The sequence below is a fragment of the Streptomyces sp. NPDC101219 genome, assembly GCF_044767675.1.
GTDB lineage: Bacteria > Actinomycetota > Actinomycetes > Streptomycetales > Streptomycetaceae > Streptomyces.
The window spans coordinates 1-16,509 of record NZ_JBIWOK010000026.1; the positions used below are offsets into that span (position 1 = coordinate 1).

Genomic DNA, 16,509 nt, shown 5'->3' on the forward strand with positions numbered 1-16,509 from the left:
AGGGCGAGGTCATCAAGACGGTGCCGGAGTCGAAGATCGTCGAGACGTTGATCGAAGAGGCGATGAAGATCGCCGAACAGATGGAGAAGGACGGCGTCGCCTCGGGCGAGCCCGAGATCTCCGTCGCAGGCTGACCCAGCCCCCTCCCCGCGAGAACCCGGCCTCCCTGCGAGAACCCGGCCGGGCCCGCCCCGGCCGGGACAGGGGCCCGCCGGGCAGCGGCCCCCGGGGGCGCCGAAGACAATCCGGCAGGCACCGGCACGATGCGGCGCACATGCGGCTCCGCAGGTACAGTGCGGAAACCAGCAGACCCCAGTGTGTGAGGCCCCCGCGCGTGTTGACGCAGACCACCTCCCGGGTCCTCGAACCGAGCGACCTGGACGCCGCCCTCGCGGTCCTCGACCGCGAGCCGGTCGCGAACGCCTTCGTCACGTCCCGGGTGCAGGTCGCGGGCCTCGATCCCTGGCGGCTCGGCGGCGAGATGTGGGGCTGGTACGAGGGCGGCATGCTGACCTCCCTGTGCTACGCGGGCGCCAACCTGGTCCCCATCTGCGCCACCCCCCGGGCCGTGCGCGCCTTCGCCGACCGGGCCCGGCGGGCCGGCCGCCGCTGCTCCTCCATCGTCGGCCCGGCCGGCCCCACCGCCGAACTGTGGCGGCTGCTGGAACCCCAGTGGGGCCCCGCCCGGGAGGTCCGCGCCCACCAGCCGCTCATGGTCACCGACCGCATGGCCGAGCACATCGCCCCGGACCCCTACGTCCGCCGCGTCCGCAAGGACGAGATGGAAGCGGTCATGCCGGCCTGCGTCGCCATGTTCACCGAGGAGGTCGGCATCTCCCCGCTGGCCGGCGACGGCGGCCTGCTCTACCAGGCCCGGGTCGCCGAACTCGTCGGGGCGGGACGTTCCTTCGCCCGGTTCGACGCCGACGGCAAAGTGGTCTTCAAAGCCGAGATCGGTGCCGCGACCGACCGCGCCTGCCAGATCCAGGGCGTCTGGGTCGCCCCCGAACACCGGGGCACCGGAGTGGCCGCCCCCGGCATGGCCGCCGTCCTGCGCTACGCCCTCGCCGACATAGCCCCCGTCGTCAGCCTCTACGTCAACGACTTCAACACCCCCGCCCGCCGCACCTACCGCCGGGTGGGTTTCCGGGAGGTCGGCGCGTTCATGAGCGTGCTGTTCTGAGCCCGGCCCGCCGAGCCGTTCTGACCGGCCCGGACGCCCTGTAGTCTCCCCGGCATGCTGCGCTTTCCCGGTCACGGCCGCCCCCACGCCGACGACATCGTGATCGGCCCCCTCGACCTCACCGCCCACGTCGACGCGGCGCTGGCGGTCCAGGCGGTGGCGTTCGGCCTCGGCCCGGACGAGGTGGCCGTACGCCGGCAGATCGTGCTGCGCCACATGACCCTCCCCGGAGCCCGCGCGTTCGGCGCGAGAACCGCCTCCGGACGGCTCGTCGGATTCGTCTACGGCATGCCCAACGACCGCGGCCACTGGTGGTCCACCGTGGTGGAGCCCTATCTGCGCTCCCTCGGCCACGCCGACTGGCTCGACGACTCCTTCGTCATCACCGAACTGCACGTCCACCCGCGGCACCAGCAGCACGGCATCGGCCGCGCCCTGATCACCACGATCACCGACGGCGCCGACGAACCCCGCTCGATCCTCTCGGCGATCGACGTGGAGAGCCCCGCCCGCCGCCTCTACCGCTCCCTCGGCTACCGCGACCTGGCCCGCCAGGTCCACTTCCCGAGCGCCACCAAGCCCTACGCCGTGATGGGCGCGCCCCTGCCGCTGCTGCGCACCCCGCGGCCCGGGTCATAACCGATTTCCGCCGTCCCGTCCCGCCCGGCTAACCTCTCGTCATCACCCAGCCCCCCTCCCGGCTGCGTCCGGGCCCGGGGGACCCACAGCAGCAGGAGTACGAGAGCCATGGCGAACGCACCGGTCCAGCGCATGTCCCAGTTGATGGCGAAGACGCTGCGCGACGACCCGGCGGACGCCGAGGTCCTCAGCCACAAGCTGCTCGTCCGCGCGGGCTACGTGCGCCGTACCGCCGCCGGCATCTGGAGCTGGCTGCCGCTGGGGAAGAAGGTGCTCGCCAACGTCGAGCGGATCGTCCGCGAGGAGATGGACGCCATCGGCGCCCAGGAGGTGCTGCTGCCCGCCCTGCTGCCGCGCGAGCCCTACGAGGCGACCGGCCGCTGGGACGAGTACGGCGGCGAGCTGTTCCGCCTGAAGGACCGCAAGGGCGGCGACTACCTCCTCGGCCCGACGCACGAGGAGATCTTCACGCTGCTGGTGAAGGACCAGGCGTCCTCCTACAAGGACCTGCCGGTGATCCTCTACCAGATCCAGACCAAGTACCGCGACGAGGCGCGTCCCCGGGCGGGCATCCTGCGCGGCCGCGAGTTCCTGATGAAGGACTCCTACTCCTTCGACGTCACCGACGAGGGGCTCGGCGAGTCCTACGCCCTGCACCGTCAGGCGTACCAGCGCATCTTCGAGCGGCTGGGCCTGGACTACCGCATCTGCGCGGCCACGGCCGGCGCGATGGGCGGCTCGAAGTCCGAGGAGTTCCTGGCCCCGGCGGAGGCCGGCGAGGACGTGTTCGCCGACTGCCCGAACTGCGACTTCGCCGCGAACACCGAGGCGATCACGTACGAGGTGCGCCCGGTCGACGGTTCGGGCGTGCCCGCGGCGGAGGACATCCCGACCCCGGAGACCCCCACCATCGAGACCCTCGCCGCCTCCCTCGGGGTGCCGGCCTCCGCCACTCTGAAGAACCTGCTGGTGAAGGTGGACGGGGAGATCGTCGCCGTGGGCGTGCCCGGTGACCGCGAGGTCGACATGGGCAAGCTGGAGGCGCACTTCGCGCCCGCCGAGGTCGAGCTGGTCACGGAGGCGGACTTCGCGGCCCGCCCCGACCTGGTCCGCGGCTACGTCGGCCCGCAGGGCCTGGAGAAGGTCCGCTACCTCGCCGACCCGCGCGTGGCGCCGGGCACCTCCTGGATCACGGGCGCCAACAAGGCCGACACGCACGCGAAGAACGTCGTCGCCGGCCGGGACTTCGAGGTCGACGCGTACGTGGACGTCGTCGTCGCGCAGGACGGCGACCCCTGCCCGAAGTGCGGCACCGGGCTGCGGCTGGACCGGGCCATCGAGATCGGCCACATCTTCCAGCTCGGACGCAAGTACACCGACGCCCTGAAGCTGGACGTGCTGGGCCAGAACGGCAAGCCGGTCCGCGTCACCATGGGCTCCTACGGCATCGGCGTGTCCCGCGCGGTCGCGGCCCTCGCCGAGCAGCACGCCGACGACAAGGGCCTGATCTGGTCCAAGGAGGTCGCGCCGGCCGACGTGCACGTGGTCGCCGCGGGCAAGGCCCTGCAGACCGAACTGGCCCTGGACGTCTCCGCGAAGCTGGCCGCGGCCGGTGTCCGGGTCCTGGTGGACGACCGGGCCGGGGTCTCCCCGGGGGTGAAGTTCACCGACTCCGAGCTGATCGGTGTACCGCAGATCCTGGTCGCCGGGCGGCGTGCCGCCGAGGGCGTCGTGGAACTGAAGGACCGCCGGACCGGCGAGCGCGAGGAACTGACGGTCGAGGAGGCCGTCGCCCGCCTGACCGCCCTCTGAGGCGTCCCGTCGGCCGCCTCCGGCCGCCCGTTGCGGGCCGGAGGCGCCGTGCGGTCCCGGTCCGGCCCGGTCAGTGGGCCCCGACCGGGACCGGCTGGCCGGCGAGGCCGACGGGGAGTTCGAGCCGGGCACCGCAGAAGCACAGCAGCGCGGTGCCGGATCCCTCGGGGGCGCCGAGGTCGATGGTCAGCAGCGCCCGCAGTTCCCGGACGACGTCGAGCACCCGGGAGCCCCGCGCCACCAGGACGCTGACTTCGTCGGGATCCCATACGACGATGTCCGGCAGATCGTCCGCCACGAACACGTGGATGCACATGACTGTCTCCCCAGGGATGCACAACGGCATGAAGTTCCGCTTCGGGAGGCCAGCGACCATCCGATGGTAGCGATGCGTCGGTGCACCTGTGGGGTTTTCGGTGCATTGGTCGGTCGTGTGCGGCGGTGTGCCACGGGTGGGGCTCAGGAGATGCGGCTGACCTGGAGCATGGCTTCGGCGTCCTTGATCAGGGCACGCTGGCGGGCCTCCGGCAGCTGGCGGTAGAGCTTGAGCAGCCGGGCCTCGCGCTCGTCGCGGCCAGGACCGGGCACCGGACGCCCGACGGCCTCGAAGAACTCCTTGGGTGTGGTGCGCACCCCCCAGCGGCGGAACACCTCGACCATGGCCCGCAGGCGCTCCGGGGAGATGCGGGAGGTGCCCCGGGTGCGGTTCATCCAGGCGTTGAGCGTCTGGTACGAGATGCCGGCCTCGCGGGCCAGGTCCTTCTGGCTGCGGCCCGGGGACTGTGCGAGGAGTCGTTCGAGCAGTGCCGCCAGATCCTCGCCCGGACGCCCGGAGGTGTCTGCGGCGTCGGGGGAGGAGAGGGGTGTCTCTCGGCTTGTCACACGTCAGAGGATCGGCCATGGCCATCTACAAGCGCAAGTAGATCGCAGATCGAGGGCGGATCATGCGGTGTACGCCCGCGCATTCCGGCCGCCCGCGCACAACCCCGGCACATTTTCTTCACTCCGTGTCCGGAGTGCGCCTCCCGCACCTTGACACGATCTACATCCACACGGAGACTGTAGACGGTTTCGGGAAGCCGGATGTCCGGCCGCGTCGGCGGCGGCCGGGTGCGGGCCGGCCGGGCCGCCCGGTCGGACGGGCCCTCTCGGGTGGTGAGGCCCTCGCCCGAGTCCGGTCGAGAAATCTACATCCACATGAAGATCGCAGGCAGCGTATCGCCCTGCGCACCCTCGCGGGCCCCGGCGCACCGGGCACCCGTCCCACCGAACAGACGTCGAAGGAGTACCGACCGTGTCCTTACAGACCGGCAGGGGGACCACCCCGGAGCCCGCGTGGCTCGCTCGTGCCCGCACCGGGGACAGGGAGGCATTCGCCCACCTCTACCGCGAGCACTACGCATTCGTGTACCGCTACCTGCTGTGCCGCACCCGGGACCGGCACCTGGCCGAGGACCTCACCCAGGAGGTGTTCGCACGCGCCCTGCGCGGTATCGGCGGCTTCGCCTGGCGGGGCACCGACCCGGCGGCCTGGCTCACCACCATCGCCCGCAACCTCCACCTCGACGAGGTGGGCCGCAGCCGCACCCGGTGGGAGACCCTGGTCCCCGAGTTCGGCGACCCGGAGCAGCCCGGCCCCGGCACCGAATCGCTGGTGCTGCGCGAGCTGGACGCCGTGGAAGCCGGCGAGACCGTGCGGCGCGCGCTGCGCACCCTCGCACCGCCCCAACGGCACTGCGTGGAACTGCGCTTCCTCGGCGGGCTGTCCGCCGAGGAGACCGCCCACGCCATGGGCCGCACCGTCGGGGCCGTCAAGGCGCTGACCCACCGCGCCATGCACAAACTGCGCTGGGCGGCGGGGGCGGTGCCGTCATGAACGACCACCCCCTCCACGCCGTGGACCAGCACCTCCGGGCGGCGGCGGACTCGTCGCCGGCGTACGCCCACCCCCTGACGGCGGACGCGTTCCCGGCGTACGCCCACCCCGTCGTCCACACCGTCTCCGTCGTGCGGGTGACCGTGGCGGCCCACCGCCCCGGACAGGTCGTCGCCGTCACCCTGCCGGCCGCCCTCCTGCCCCGCCCCGCCGGTCCCGTGGACCTCCCGGCGGACCTCGCACCGCGCCCGGCCGCCGGCCACCTCCGCGCCGTACCGGCGCCCGCCGGCCCGGAGGACGCGGACCCGGACCGGGGCGCCGCCGGGGCGCGGGCACGCGCCGTCGCCCGGGCCGTCGAGCACGAGGCCGGCACCCATCCGGACGTGCGGGCCGTCTGGGCGGACGGCGACACCGTGCGCGTCCTCCTCGGCCTCCGTCCCCCGTTCGACCGCTGGGACGCGTGGTGTGCCTACTTCGGCATCACCGCGGTCGGTGAACAGCCCGGCACCGGCGGGCCGGCCGGCGAGGGCCTGCGCGACGGAGTCCCCGTCACCGTCTTCGTCCGCGGCCCGGACGACACGCCCCACCGGGACGAGAGGACCTACCGGTACGGCGACGTCACGTACGACCTGGAACTCCCGCACCGCGACGCCCACGGCGAGACCTGGTACTTCCAGGGTCTGCGCACCCCCGACGGGATGCCCCTGCTGTCCGTGGACGGCCGTCCGGAGCGCTGCTCCCTCGCCAACGTGGCCGAGTACGCGGGCCCGCTCACCCCCGTCCGCGCGACCCTGCCGGCGGCCGAGGGGGACCGGTGAGGTCCCCGGCCGCCAAGGGGGCGCCCGGACGACGTCACGACGGCCTGATCCGGCGGCTGCTGCGGCACCGCGGGGCCCGCCGCCGGGAGACCGAGGAACGGCTCCGCCTCCAGCACGAACTCGCCGTCAGCAGACAGCGGCTGGCGCGCTGGCAGCAGCACGCCGACTCCTACGAACGCCACCTGGGCCGCGCCCAGCGGGAGCGGGCCCACCTCCTGGCCTGGCTCGCCGCCCTGCATCCGGCCAGCGCGGTCCTCACCCCCCTCACCGGCCCGGGGCAGCCACACGACGGCGCCCACCGCCTGTGCCTGGTCGCCGGCGGCTGGCACCTGTCGTGGCGGATAGCGCCGGGCGACCTCGCCCTCTTCGCCCACGTGCCCCCCGGTGCCGAAACCGCCCCGCACCCGGCGTCCGACGGCGACGACCCCGCCCAGGACGCGGTCATCCGCCGCCACACGCAGCTGCTGGCCTGCGAGGGAACCCTGGCGGCCGGTCTCGCCGCGGCGGCCGGACGCCGGGCACCGGGGCCCCCGCCCGGCCCGTGAACCGTCGCCGGCGGACACCCGGGGAGGACTCCGGTCGGCAAGCTCGGGAGGCACGCCGACCGGACCACCGGCGCCCCCCTGCCGCCACAACCGGCAGGGGGGCGCGTCCGCCCGCGTGCCCGCCGCGCCCGGGAAATCCGAGGAATCAGAGCCAGGTGGCGAACTCCAGCAGCAGCTCCGCGTCCTGCGCGCGGCCCACGCGCCGGGCGCGCACACCCGACTCCACCGCGCGGAACAGGGTCCAGCCGCGCAGCCGCTCCTGGTCCACGTCCAGGGACTCCGCGAGACGCTTCACCCGGCGGCGCGTCGTCGCGGCCCCCGACGGCTGGGCGATCAGGTCCTCCACCCGGTCGCGCACCAGCCGGGCCAGGTCGAACGCGCACTCGCCGACCACCGGGTCCGGACCCACCGCCAGCCACGGCAGCCGCTCCGCCGCCAGCACTTTGCTCTGCCGGAACGTGCCGTGCAGCAGCCGCAGTTCGGGCGGCGCGGCCAGCAGTTCCTCCCGCGCGTCCAGCGCCGCCCGCACCAGCGGGGCCGCCTCCGGGTCCGCCGCGGCACCCGCCCGCATCGCCTCCGCCTGCCGGCCCGTCCGCTCGGCCACCGTCTCGAAGACGTGGTCCTTTGGCGGCGGCACCCACAGGCGGCGCAGCGTCCCCGCCGCCTCCAGCAGCGCCCGCGCCTCCGGCAGCGACCGCACCGACACGTCCGGGTGCAGCCGCTCCAGCAGCAGCACGCCCTCCGGCGCGTCCGGCGAGCTGCCGGCGTCCAGCAGGCGCACCGCGCCCCGGCCCGCCCAGTGCGCCAGCGCGGCCCGCTCGCTCTCCGGCCGGAACCGGCGCGGCGCCAGCTTCAGCACCGCGGGCGTGCCCTGCGCCGTGACCACCAGCACCACCAGGCTGCTGCGCCCGCCGGGCACCTGCACCCGCTCCACGGTCAGCCCCAGCGCCGCGACCGCCCGCCGTGCCGCCCCGGGCAGCTGCTCCAGCCAGCCGTCACCGTCCGGAACCGTCTCACCGAGTGCCCTGACCAGACGCTTCGGCGGGTCGAAAACCATGCGCGCGTCGTTCCCTTCGTGCTGTCGTGGAGCCTGCCGCCCCTCGGGCGCCCGTCCTGCCGCCGGCGTCGTACCGTCCCGAACCGCCCCGCCGACGGCGGCCTCAGCCGTCCGCCGGGGACCGCTCGGCGAGCCCAGGGAAGGCTACGCTCCCGCCGCTCCAGCGGGCCGACCGCACCGCCGCCTCGCGCAGCGCCCCGGCGGCGGACCGGCGCCGCTCGCCCCCGCTGTCGCGGACCAGGTCCGCGTAGACCCCGGCGAGGCGGTTCTCCAGTTCCGCGGCCAGCCGCAGGGCCGCCGCCGCGTCCGGCACCGGGAACGGCAGCGCGTACCCGGCGGCCGCGGCGACCGGCGTGCCGCCCGCCTCCCGGACCTCACGCACCAGGGTGTCCCGGCGGGCCCGGTGGGCGTCGTAGGCCGCGCGGGCCTGCGGTGCGCGTTCCTTGGCGATCCGGCCGCCGACGACGCCGTAGCCGTACACCGCCGCGTGTTCCGCGGCCAGGGCCGCCTGAAGGGCCCGCAGCTCCCGGTCCTCCGCCTCGCTCACGCCCGTCCCTCCGTCAGCAGATACACGTGCGCCGCCCCGGCGGCCGCCGCCGAGGCCAGCAGCCGGGCCAGCTCGCCCGGCGCGTCCAGCAGCTCACGGGTGCGCCGGTCGGCGAGTTCACGCTCCGCCGCGGCGAGGCCGGCCAGGGCCTCCTTCGGTGTCGCGGGCACGGCCGGGGATGCGGACGGCGCCGGGGACGACGCCGACGCGGAGGCCGACGGCGACGGCGAGGGCGACGGCGCTGAGCCCTTCGGGGGAGCGAAGGCCCCGACGTGCCGGACGACGTCCGCGCGCAGCGGCCGCAGCCGTTCCGCGAGCCCGGGGTGGGCGGCGATCACCGCGTCGTACCGGGCCGCCAGCTCCCGGCTGTCGCGGGCGGCACGCGCGCGCGTGCGCTCGGCGGCCGGGGGACGGGGGCCGGCGGCGGCGGAGTCATCGGACCCGGCGGAACAGCCGGCGGCGAGCAGGGCCGCCGGCGCGACGGCGAGCAGGCTCCGTCGGCGGGGCCCCGAGCGGGTGCCCGGAGAGAGGGGGAACGGCACGGGAGTGGTCCTCGGGGGGCTCGGTCGAACGTGGCGACGACAGCGGGGGCCGCAGGCCCGTGATCACGGTACCCGGGGCAGCACCCGGCAGCGGTCAGCGGCACCCTCCGTCACCGGGTGGACGGCAACACCCTGCGCGACCGGATACCCTTTGACCAGACACGCGCACCGTCCCACAACAGCACACGCGGCCGAGGAGTCACCCGGATGAGCACCACCCAGAGCGAGAGGCTGCGAGAACTTCTGGAACCGCTCGTCACCTCACAGGGGCTCGACCTCGAAGAGATCGCCGTCGACTCGGTGGGCCGCAAGCGGGTGCTGCGCGTCACCGTCGACTCCGACACCGGCGCCGATCTGGACCGGATCGCCGATGTGAGCCGCGTGCTCTCGGCGAAGCTGGACGAGACGGACGCGATGGGCAGCGGGGAGTACACCCTCGAGGTCGGGACCCCGGGCGCGGAGCGCCTCCTCACCGAGCACCGGCACTACGTGCGTGCCACGGGGCGCCTGGTGAGGTTCCAGCTGACCGAGGGCGGCGAGCTGACCGCCCGGATCCTGACGGCCGACGACGAGGGACTCGACGTCGAGGTGCCGGGGGTCAAGGGGCGCAGGCCCACCGCGCGCAGGCTCGCCTTCGGCGACATCAGACGCGCGCGCGTCCAGGTCGAGTTCAACCGCAAGGACGACAAGTCCGACGACGCGTCCGCCAGGCAGGACGACGAGAAGGAAGAGGAGGCGTAGCCGTGGACATCGACATGAGTGCCCTGCGGGGCCTGGTGCGGGAGAAGGAGATCTCCTTCGACCTGCTGGTCGAGGCGATCGAATCGGCCCTCCTCATCGCCTATCACCGAACCGAGGGAAGCCGCCGGCAGGCGCGTGTGGAGCTCGACCGGGAGACCGGACACGTGACCGTGTGGGCGAAGGAGGACCCCGAGGACCTCGAGGAGGGGCAGGAGGCCCGCGAGTTCGACGACACCCCGTCCGGCTTCGGCCGTATCGCCGCCACGACCGCCAAGCAGGTGATCCTGCAGCGGCTGCGCGACGCCGAGGACGACGCCACGCTCGGCGAGTACGCGGGCCGCGAGGGCGACATCGTGACGGGCGTGGTCCAGCAGGGCCGCGACCCGAAGAACGTGCTGGTCGACATCGGCAAGCTGGAGGCCATCCTGCCGGTGCAGGAACAGGTCCCGGGCGAGACCTACCAGCACGGCATGCGGCTGCGCAGCTATGTCGTGAGGGTCGCCAAGGGCGTGCGCGGCCCGTCCGTCACGCTGTCGCGCACCCACCCCAACCTGGTCAAGAAGCTGTTCGCCCTGGAGGTGCCGGAGATCGCCGACGGCTCCGTGGAGATCGCCGCGATCGCCCGTGAGGCCGGTCACCGCACCAAGATCGCCGTCCGCTCGCTGCGCTCCGGACTGAACGCCAAGGGCGCCTGCATCGGCCCCATGGGCGGCCGGGTGCGCAATGTCATGGGCGAGCTGAACGGTGAGAAGATCGACATCGTCGACTGGTCGGACGACCCGGCCGAGATGGTGGCCAACGCCCTGTCGCCCGCCCGGGTGTCCAAGGTGGAAGTCGTGGACATGGCGGCCCGGTCCGCCCGGGTGACGGTGCCGGACTACCAACTCTCCCTCGCCATCGGCAAGGAGGGGCAGAACGCCCGGCTCGCCGCCCGCCTGACGGGCTGGCGGATCGACATCCGGCCGGACACCGAACCGTCGGGCGAACAGCCCGGAGAACAGTCCGCCGAGTAGTCCGCGCGGCGGTCCGCGGGGACCGCCGCCGGCCCGGCCGGGGGACGGCCGGGGAATGGATCCAGGCCGCAGGTCGCTGAGATCACGACAGCTTTGCGTGCGGCACATGTTCGATCCTTGCCCCGTAGGGGTGAGGTCGGTCCGGGGAGGTAGACTGAGCTGTGTCTGGCCGGACACCTACCCGTGCATGCCCCGAGCGCACCTGCGTGGGGTGCCGGGAGAGAGCGGTCAAGAAAGAGCTGCTGCGGATCGTGGCGGTCGAGGGCGCTTGCGTCCCCGATCCTCGCGGTACGCTGCCCGGCCGGGGTGCGTACGTCCACCCCGTCCCGGTCTGTCTGGACCAGGCGGTGCGCCGCAGGGCGTTCCCGCGGGCGTTCCGCGTCCCGGGACCGCTCGACGTAAAGGCGTTGCGCCACTACGTCGAGCAGGCACAGGGTTGCTGACAGCAACCCGACAGGAAGACATGCCGTACGGAACCCCCCGTGCGGTCTGGTACCTCGCGAGTCGAAAGCAGGTCGAGATTGCGATGAGCACTCGATGAGTACGCGATGAGTACGCCCATGAACTAGCGACGGTCCGGACGCAACCCGGACCTCAAAGGAGCGAAGTGGCTAAGGTCCGGGTCTACGAACTCGCCAAGGAGTTCGGCGTGGAGAGCAAGGTCGTCATGGCCAAGCTCCAGGAACTCGGTGAATTCGTCCGTTCGGCGTCTTCGACCATCGAAGCGCCCGTAGTACGCAAGCTGACCGACGCCTTCCAGGGCGGCGGCAACGGCAAGTCCGCAGCGAAGCCCGGCGCGCCCCGCAAGGCGGCCCCCAGGCCCGCAGCACCCTCTCCGGCGCAGTCCGCCGGCACCTCCCGCGCCGCCAAGGCGCCGGGCGACCGTCCGGCCGCGCCCAAGCCGCCGGCCGCGCCCAAGCCGGCCGCGGCCCAGCAGCCCGCGGCCCCGTCGGCACCCTCGCCGGCGACTCCCGGTCCGCGTCCGACCCCGGGCCCGCGCCCCGCGCCGCGTCCGGCTCCGGCCGCGCCCGAGTTCCAGGCCCCGCCCGCGTCTCCGGCCGCCCCGTCCGGGCCGAAGCCCGGCGGCGCGCGTCCCGGCGCCCCCAAGCCCGGCGGTCGTCCCGCCGGTCAGGGGCAGGGCGGTCAGGGCCGTCCGGCAGGCCAGGGCCAGCGCCCCGGTGGCGGTCCCCGTCCGGGCGCCCGTCCGGCCGGTCCGCGTCCGGGCAACAACCCCTTCACCTCGGGTGGCTCCACCGGTATGGCCCGCCCGCAGGCGCCGCGTCCCCAGGGCGCGCGTCCCGGCGGTCCCGGCGCCCCCGGCGGTCCCCGTCCCCAGGCACCCGGTGCCCAGGGCGGCGGTCCGCGTCCGCAGGCTCCGGGCGGGCAGCGCCCGACCCCGGGCTCGATGCCGCGTCCGCAGGGCGGCAGTCCCCGTCCCGGCGGCCCGCGTCCGAACCCCGGCATGATGCCGCAGCGTCCCGCTGCCGGCCCGCGTCCCGGCCCCGGCGGCCGCGGTCCGGGCGGTGCGGGTCGTCCCGGCGGCGGTGGCGGCGGTCGTCCCGGCTTCGCCGGGCGTCCGGGTGGTGGCGGCGGCGGTGCCGGTCGTCCCGGTGGTGGCGGCGGCTTCGCCGGCCGTCCCGGCGGCGGCTTCGGTGGCGGCGGTGGCCGTCCCGGCTTCGGTGGCCGTCCCGGCGGTCCCGGTGGCCGCGGTGGCACGCAGGGCGCCTTCGGCCGTCCCGGCGGTCCCGCGCGTCGTGGCCGCAAGTCGAAGCGGCAGAGGCGCCAGGAGTACGAGGCCATGCAGGCCCCGTCGGTCGGCGGCGTGATGCTGCCTCGCGGCAACGGCGAAGCCATTCGCCTGTCGCGCGGTGCGTCGCTCACCGACTTCGCGGAGAAGATCAACGCCAACCCGGCGTCGCTCGTCGCGGTCATGATGAACCTCGGCGAGATGGTCACCGCGACCCAGTCCGTCTCCGACGAGACGCTCCAGCTCCTCGCGGACGAGATGAACTACACCGTTCAGATCGTCAGCCCGGAGGAGGAGGACCGCGAGCTGCTCGAGTCCTTCGACCTGGAGTTCGGCGAGGACGAGGGCGACGAGGAGGACCTGGTGGTCCGTCCGCCGGTCGTCACCGTCATGGGTCACGTCGACCACGGCAAGACCCGTCTGCTCGACGCGATCCGCAAGACCAACGTCGCCTCCGGCGAGGCGGGCGGCATCACCCAGCACATCGGTGCCTACCAGGTCACGACCGAGGTCAACGAAGAGGATCGCAAGATCACCTTCATCGACACCCCGGGTCACGAGGCGTTCACCGCCATGCGTGCCCGTGGTGCCAAGTCGACCGACATCGCGATCCTGGTCGTCGCGGCCAACGACGGCGTCATGCCGCAGACGGTCGAGGCGCTCAACCACGCCAAGGCGGCGGACGTGCCGATCGTCGTCGCGGTCAACAAGATCGACGTCGAGGGCGCCGACCCGACCAAGGTGCGCGGTCAGCTGACCGAGTACGGCCTCGTGGCCGAGGAGTACGGCGGCGACACCATGTTCGTCGACATCTCCGCCAAGCAGGGTCTGCACATCGACAGCCTCCTCGAGGCCGTCGTCCTCACCGCCGACGCCTCGCTCGACCTGCGGGCCAACCCGAAGCAGGACGCGCAGGGCATCTCGATCGAGTCCCGGCTCGACCGCGGCCGCGGTGCCGTGGCGACCGTCCTCGTCCAGCGGGGCACGCTGCGGGTCGGCGACACGATGGTGGTGGGCGACGCCTACGGCCGCGTGCGCGCCATGCTCGACGACACCGGCAGCAACGTCGCCGAGGCCGGCCCGTCGACGCCGGTCCAGGTCCTGGGCCTGACCAACGTCCCGGGTGCGGGCGACAACTTCATCGTCGTGGACGAGGACCGTACGGCCCGTCAGATCGCCGAGAAGCGCGCCGCCCGTGAGCGCAACGCCGCGTTCGCCAAGCGCACGCGCCGCGTCTCGCTCGAGGACCTGGACAAGGTGCTCAAGGCCGGCGAGGTCCAGCAGCTGAACCTGATCATCAAGGGTGACGCGTCCGGATCGGTCGAGGCCCTGGAGTCCTCGCTGCTCCAGCTGGACGTCGGCGAAGAGGTCGACATCCGCGTCCTGCACCGCGGCGTCGGTGCGGTCACGGAGTCCGACATCGACCTGGCGATGGGCTCCGACGCCATCGTGATCGGCTTCAACGTGCGCGCCGCCGGGCGGGCACAGCAGATGGCCGAGCGCGAGGGTGTGGACGTCCGGTACTACTCGGTCATCTACCAGGCGATCGAGGAGATCGAGGCGGCCCTCAAGGGCATGCTGAAGCCGGAGTACGAAGAGGTCGAGCTCGGTACGGCGGAGATCCGCGAGGTCTTCAAGTCGTCCAAGCTGGGCAACATCGCGGGTGTCATCATCCGCTCCGGCGAGGTCAAGCGGAACACCAAGGCGCGCCTCATCCGCGACGGCAAGGTGGTCGCGGAGAACCTCAACATCGAGGGTCTGCGTCGCTTCAAGGACGACGTCACCGAGATCCGCGAAGGCTTCGAGGGCGGTATCAACCTCGGAAACTTCAACGACATCAAGGTCGACGACGTCATCGCGACGTACGAGATGCGCGAGAAGCCGCGGGCGTAACCGCCACGGTCCACGCGCCGGCCGACGGGACGCTCCATGTCCCGTCGGCCGGCGCGTGCCCGGTCCCGGTCCGGCCGGGGGCCGCGGGGCGCAATATCCGTCGATCACGCGGCCCGCTTCGTTGTACCGTTCGTGATGTCCCCGCCCACTGGATGGCGGGGCCATCGATCCCGTGCCGGCGGGTGAACCGGTTGCACATGTATGTGGGGACGCTGTCCTTCGACCTCCTCCTCGGCGACGTACGGTCGCTGAAGGAGAAGCGCTCCGTCGTCCGCCCGATCGTCGCCGAACTCCAGCGCAAGTACGCGGTGAGCGCGGCCGAGGTGGACCATTTGGACCTCCACCGCAGGGCCCTCATCGGCCTGGCGGTGGTCTCCGGCGACGCGGGGCACCTGACCGACGTGCTGGACCGGTGCGAGCGGCTGGTCGCCGGGCACCCGGAGGTGGAGCTGCTGTCCGTCAGGCGGCGCTTCCACGGCGAAGACGACGACTGACGACCAGGCTTTCGAGAACGAGATCAGGAAAGAACGGGAGACGGACCAGTGGCCGACAACGCGCGGGCGAAAAGGCTGGCGGACCTCATCCGAGAGGTGGTGGCCCAGAAGCTGCAGCGCGGGATCAAGGACCCGCGGCTCGGCTCGCACGTCACCATCACGGACACCCGGGTCACGGGTGACCTGCGGGAGGCGACCGTCTTCTACACGGTGTACGGGGACGACGAGGAGCGCCAGGCCGCCGCGGCGGGCCTGGAGAGCGCCAAGGGCATCCTGCGCTCCGAGGTGGGCCGGGCGGCCGGCGTGAAGTTCACGCCCACCCTGACCTTCGTCATGGACGCCCTCCCGGACACGGCACGCAACATCGAGGACCTCCTCGACAAGGCACGCCAGTCCGACGCCAAGGTGCGCGAGGCGTCCGCGGGCGCCACGTACGCGGGCGGGGCCGACCCGTACCGCAAGCCGGAGGATGACGAGACGGACGAAACCGCCGAATGACCCAGAAACCCCCCACGCCCGACGGCCTTGTCATCGTCGACAAGCCGTCGGGTTTCACTTCGCACGACGTGGTCGCCAAGATGCGGGGCATCGCGCGCACCCGCCGGGTCGGCCACGCCGGCACCCTCGACCCGATGGCGACGGGTGTCCTCGTGCTCGGCGTCGAGAAGGCCACCAAGCTGCTCGGTCACCTCGCGCTGACCGAGAAGGAGTACGTCGGCACCGTCCGGCTCGGTCAGACCACGGTCACCGACGACGCCGAGGGGGACATCACCTCCTCCACCGACGCCTCCCACGTCACCCGCGAGGCCCTCGACGCCGGGGTCGCCGCACTGACCGGCGACATCATGCAGGTCCCGTCCAAGGTCAGCGCCATCAAGATCGACGGGGTGCGGTCCTACAAGCGGGCCCGCGAGGGCGAGGACTTCGACATCCCGGCCCGGCCGGTCACCGTCTCCTCCTTCGTCCTGCACGACGTCCGGGAGGCCGTCGCCGAGGACGGCACCCCCGTGCTCGACCTGGTCGTGTCCGTCGTCTGCTCCTCCGGCACCTACATCCGGGCCCTCGCCCGCGACCTCGGTGCCGGACTCGGCGTCGGCGGGCACCTCACCGCGCTGCGCCGCACCCGCGTCGGCCCCTACCGGCTCGACGCCGCGAGGACACTGGACCAGCTGCAGCAGGAACTCGTCGTGATGCCCATCGCCGAGGCCGCCGCGGCCGCCTTCCCGCGCTGGGACGTCGACGCCCGGCACGCCCGGCTGCTCACCAACGGCGTGCGGCTGGAGATGCCCGAGCTGTACGCGGGCGCCGGTCCGGTGGCCGTCTTCGGTCCCGAGGGCGCCCTGCTCGCCCTGGTCGAGGAGCACAAGGGCAAGGCCAAGAGCCTGGCCGTCTTCGCCTGACGGGCCGCAGCCGGTGTCACCTCGCCGGGCGGGTGTGCCGCACCGGAGGCGGGGCACGGTCGGGCCGGCCCCACCGTCGCCCTGTCGACGTGCCGCTTTGTCGGCACGTCGACAGGGCGACGGTGTTCCCGCGCCGGACACCGGTTCCGGCGGCCCGCCCGTGGAGCGGCGTCACGGGGATTCACCTGCCGCCGCTCCACGG

General features: G+C 73.4%; 18 protein-coding genes and 1 pseudogene. 14 read left to right on the plus strand and 5 right to left on the minus strand.

What is annotated here, in order from left to right; translation table 11 throughout:
* The 4 genes and pseudogenes from ACIRPP_RS31210 to ACIRPP_RS31225 form a co-directional block, all read left to right on the plus strand.
* A pseudogene (locus ACIRPP_RS31210) lies at positions 1–134 on the plus strand (4-hydroxy-3-methylbut-2-en-1-yl diphosphate synthase); the annotation flags it as partial.
* Between the two features lie 200 nt (positions 135–334).
* Positions 335–1,183: a GNAT family N-acetyltransferase gene (locus ACIRPP_RS31215; RefSeq protein WP_403649920.1), complete on the plus strand. Its 849-nt coding sequence runs from the start codon at positions 335–337 to the stop codon at positions 1,181–1,183.
* A gap of 54 nt (positions 1,184–1,237) precedes the next feature.
* A complete protein-coding gene (locus tag ACIRPP_RS31220) occupies positions 1,238–1,822 on the plus strand; it encodes a GNAT family N-acetyltransferase (RefSeq protein ID WP_403649923.1) in 585 nt (194 codons plus the stop codon).
* A 108-nt stretch (positions 1,823–1,930) separates the two neighbouring features.
* Entirely contained in the window at positions 1,931–3,634 is a 1,704-nt protein-coding gene (locus tag ACIRPP_RS31225; protein ID WP_192234631.1) for a proline--tRNA ligase, read from the plus strand.
* A gap of 70 nt (positions 3,635–3,704) precedes the next feature.
* Here ACIRPP_RS31225 and ACIRPP_RS31230 read toward each other — a convergent pair whose 3' ends face one another.
* Positions 3,705–3,950: a hypothetical protein gene (locus tag ACIRPP_RS31230; RefSeq protein WP_403649926.1), complete on the minus strand. Its 246-nt coding sequence runs from the start codon at positions 3,948–3,950 to the stop codon at positions 3,705–3,707.
* A gap of 143 nt (positions 3,951–4,093) precedes the next feature.
* Positions 4,094–4,516, minus strand: a complete 423-nt coding sequence (locus ACIRPP_RS31235) for a helix-turn-helix domain-containing protein (RefSeq protein WP_403649929.1) — start codon at positions 4,514–4,516, stop codon at positions 4,094–4,096.
* 412 nt (positions 4,517–4,928) lie between these two features.
* On the opposite strand from ACIRPP_RS31235, the gene ACIRPP_RS31240 reads away from it, so the two are divergent.
* The 3 genes from ACIRPP_RS31240 to ACIRPP_RS31250 are packed head-to-tail and all read left to right on the plus strand — an operon-like array spanning position 4,929 to position 6,873.
* Complete coding sequence (locus tag ACIRPP_RS31240) at positions 4,929–5,510, plus strand: RNA polymerase sigma factor (protein ID WP_403649932.1); 582 nt, start codon at positions 4,929–4,931, stop codon at positions 5,508–5,510.
* Complete coding sequence (locus ACIRPP_RS31245; protein WP_403649935.1) at positions 5,507–6,328, plus strand: BN159_2729 family protein; 822 nt, start codon at positions 5,507–5,509, stop codon at positions 6,326–6,328. Before ACIRPP_RS31240 ends, ACIRPP_RS31245 begins: the two co-directional genes overlap by 4 nt.
* Entirely contained in the window at positions 6,325–6,873 is a 549-nt protein-coding gene (locus tag ACIRPP_RS31250) for a hypothetical protein (RefSeq protein WP_403649938.1), read from the plus strand. The genes ACIRPP_RS31245 and ACIRPP_RS31250 overlap by 4 nt, the downstream gene beginning before the upstream one ends.
* Before the next feature lie 145 nt (positions 6,874–7,018).
* Here ACIRPP_RS31250 and ACIRPP_RS31255 read toward each other — a convergent pair whose 3' ends face one another.
* The 3 genes from ACIRPP_RS31255 to ACIRPP_RS31265 form a co-directional block, all read right to left on the minus strand.
* Positions 7,019–7,930: an aminoglycoside phosphotransferase family protein gene (locus ACIRPP_RS31255; RefSeq protein WP_403649941.1), complete on the minus strand. Its 912-nt coding sequence runs from the start codon at positions 7,928–7,930 to the stop codon at positions 7,019–7,021.
* Positions 7,931–8,033: 103 nt separating this feature from the next.
* A complete protein-coding gene (locus ACIRPP_RS31260; protein WP_403649943.1) occupies positions 8,034–8,477 on the minus strand; it encodes a ferritin-like domain-containing protein in 444 nt (147 codons plus the stop codon).
* On the minus strand, positions 8,474–9,019 hold the full coding sequence (locus ACIRPP_RS31265) for a hypothetical protein (RefSeq protein WP_403649946.1): 546 nt from the start codon (positions 9,017–9,019) through the stop codon (positions 8,474–8,476). Before ACIRPP_RS31265 ends, ACIRPP_RS31260 begins: the two co-directional genes overlap by 4 nt.
* A gap of 207 nt (positions 9,020–9,226) precedes the next feature.
* Between ACIRPP_RS31265 and rimP the strand changes: the two genes are divergently transcribed.
* The 7 genes from rimP to truB all read left to right on the plus strand — a co-directional run bounded on the left by rimP (position 9,227) and on the right by truB (position 16,307).
* The gene (gene rimP / locus ACIRPP_RS31270; RefSeq protein ID WP_403649948.1) at positions 9,227–9,760 is read left to right on the plus strand and encodes a ribosome maturation factor RimP; all 534 of its coding nucleotides are present in this window, start codon (positions 9,227–9,229) and stop codon (positions 9,758–9,760) included.
* 2 nt (positions 9,761–9,762) lie between these two features.
* Positions 9,763–10,773 carry a transcription termination factor NusA gene (nusA, locus tag ACIRPP_RS31275; protein WP_164343558.1) on the plus strand — a complete coding sequence of 337 codons (1,011 nt, stop codon included), beginning with the start codon at positions 9,763–9,765 and terminating at the stop codon, positions 10,771–10,773.
* 161 nt (positions 10,774–10,934) lie between these two features.
* Positions 10,935–11,216 (plus strand): YlxR family protein, encoded by a 282-nt coding sequence (locus tag ACIRPP_RS31280; protein WP_164337859.1) that lies wholly within the window; start codon positions 10,935–10,937, stop codon positions 11,214–11,216.
* Positions 11,217–11,380: 164 nt separating this feature from the next.
* Positions 11,381–14,413, plus strand: a complete 3,033-nt coding sequence (gene infB / locus ACIRPP_RS31285; protein ID WP_403649952.1) for a translation initiation factor IF-2 — start codon at positions 11,381–11,383, stop codon at positions 14,411–14,413.
* A gap of 197 nt (positions 14,414–14,610) precedes the next feature.
* The gene (locus ACIRPP_RS31290) at positions 14,611–14,907 is read left to right on the plus strand and encodes a DUF503 domain-containing protein (protein ID WP_192232726.1); all 297 of its coding nucleotides are present in this window, start codon (positions 14,611–14,613) and stop codon (positions 14,905–14,907) included.
* A gap of 48 nt (positions 14,908–14,955) precedes the next feature.
* A complete protein-coding gene (gene rbfA / locus ACIRPP_RS31295; protein ID WP_403649955.1) occupies positions 14,956–15,405 on the plus strand; it encodes a 30S ribosome-binding factor RbfA in 450 nt (149 codons plus the stop codon).
* Positions 15,402–16,307 (plus strand): tRNA pseudouridine(55) synthase TruB, encoded by a 906-nt coding sequence (truB, locus tag ACIRPP_RS31300; RefSeq protein WP_403649959.1) that lies wholly within the window; start codon positions 15,402–15,404, stop codon positions 16,305–16,307. The genes rbfA and truB overlap by 4 nt, the downstream gene beginning before the upstream one ends.
* Positions 16,308–16,509: the final 202 nt, after the last annotated feature.

Bases quoted from the DNA above. Each gene is read 5' to 3' on its own strand.
- ACIRPP_RS31225 (WP_192234631.1), top strand. From the start codon at position 1,931: ATGGCGAACGCACCGGTCCAGCGCATGTCCCAGTTGATGGCGAAGACG.
- truB (WP_403649959.1), top strand. From the start codon at position 15,402: ATGACCCAGAAACCCCCCACGCCCGACGGCCTTGTCATCGTCGACAAG.
- ACIRPP_RS31255 (WP_403649941.1), bottom strand. From the start codon at position 7,930: ATGGTTTTCGACCCGCCGAAGCGTCTGGTCAGGGCACTCGGTGAGACG.
- ACIRPP_RS31220 (WP_403649923.1), top strand. From the start codon at position 1,238: ATGCTGCGCTTTCCCGGTCACGGCCGCCCCCACGCCGACGACATCGTG.
- ACIRPP_RS31290 (WP_192232726.1), top strand. From the start codon at position 14,611: ATGTATGTGGGGACGCTGTCCTTCGACCTCCTCCTCGGCGACGTACGG.
- ACIRPP_RS31230 (WP_403649926.1), bottom strand. From the start codon at position 3,950: ATGTGCATCCACGTGTTCGTGGCGGACGATCTGCCGGACATCGTCGTA.
- rimP (WP_403649948.1), top strand. From the start codon at position 9,227: ATGAGCACCACCCAGAGCGAGAGGCTGCGAGAACTTCTGGAACCGCTC.
- ACIRPP_RS31245 (WP_403649935.1), top strand. From the start codon at position 5,507: ATGAACGACCACCCCCTCCACGCCGTGGACCAGCACCTCCGGGCGGCG.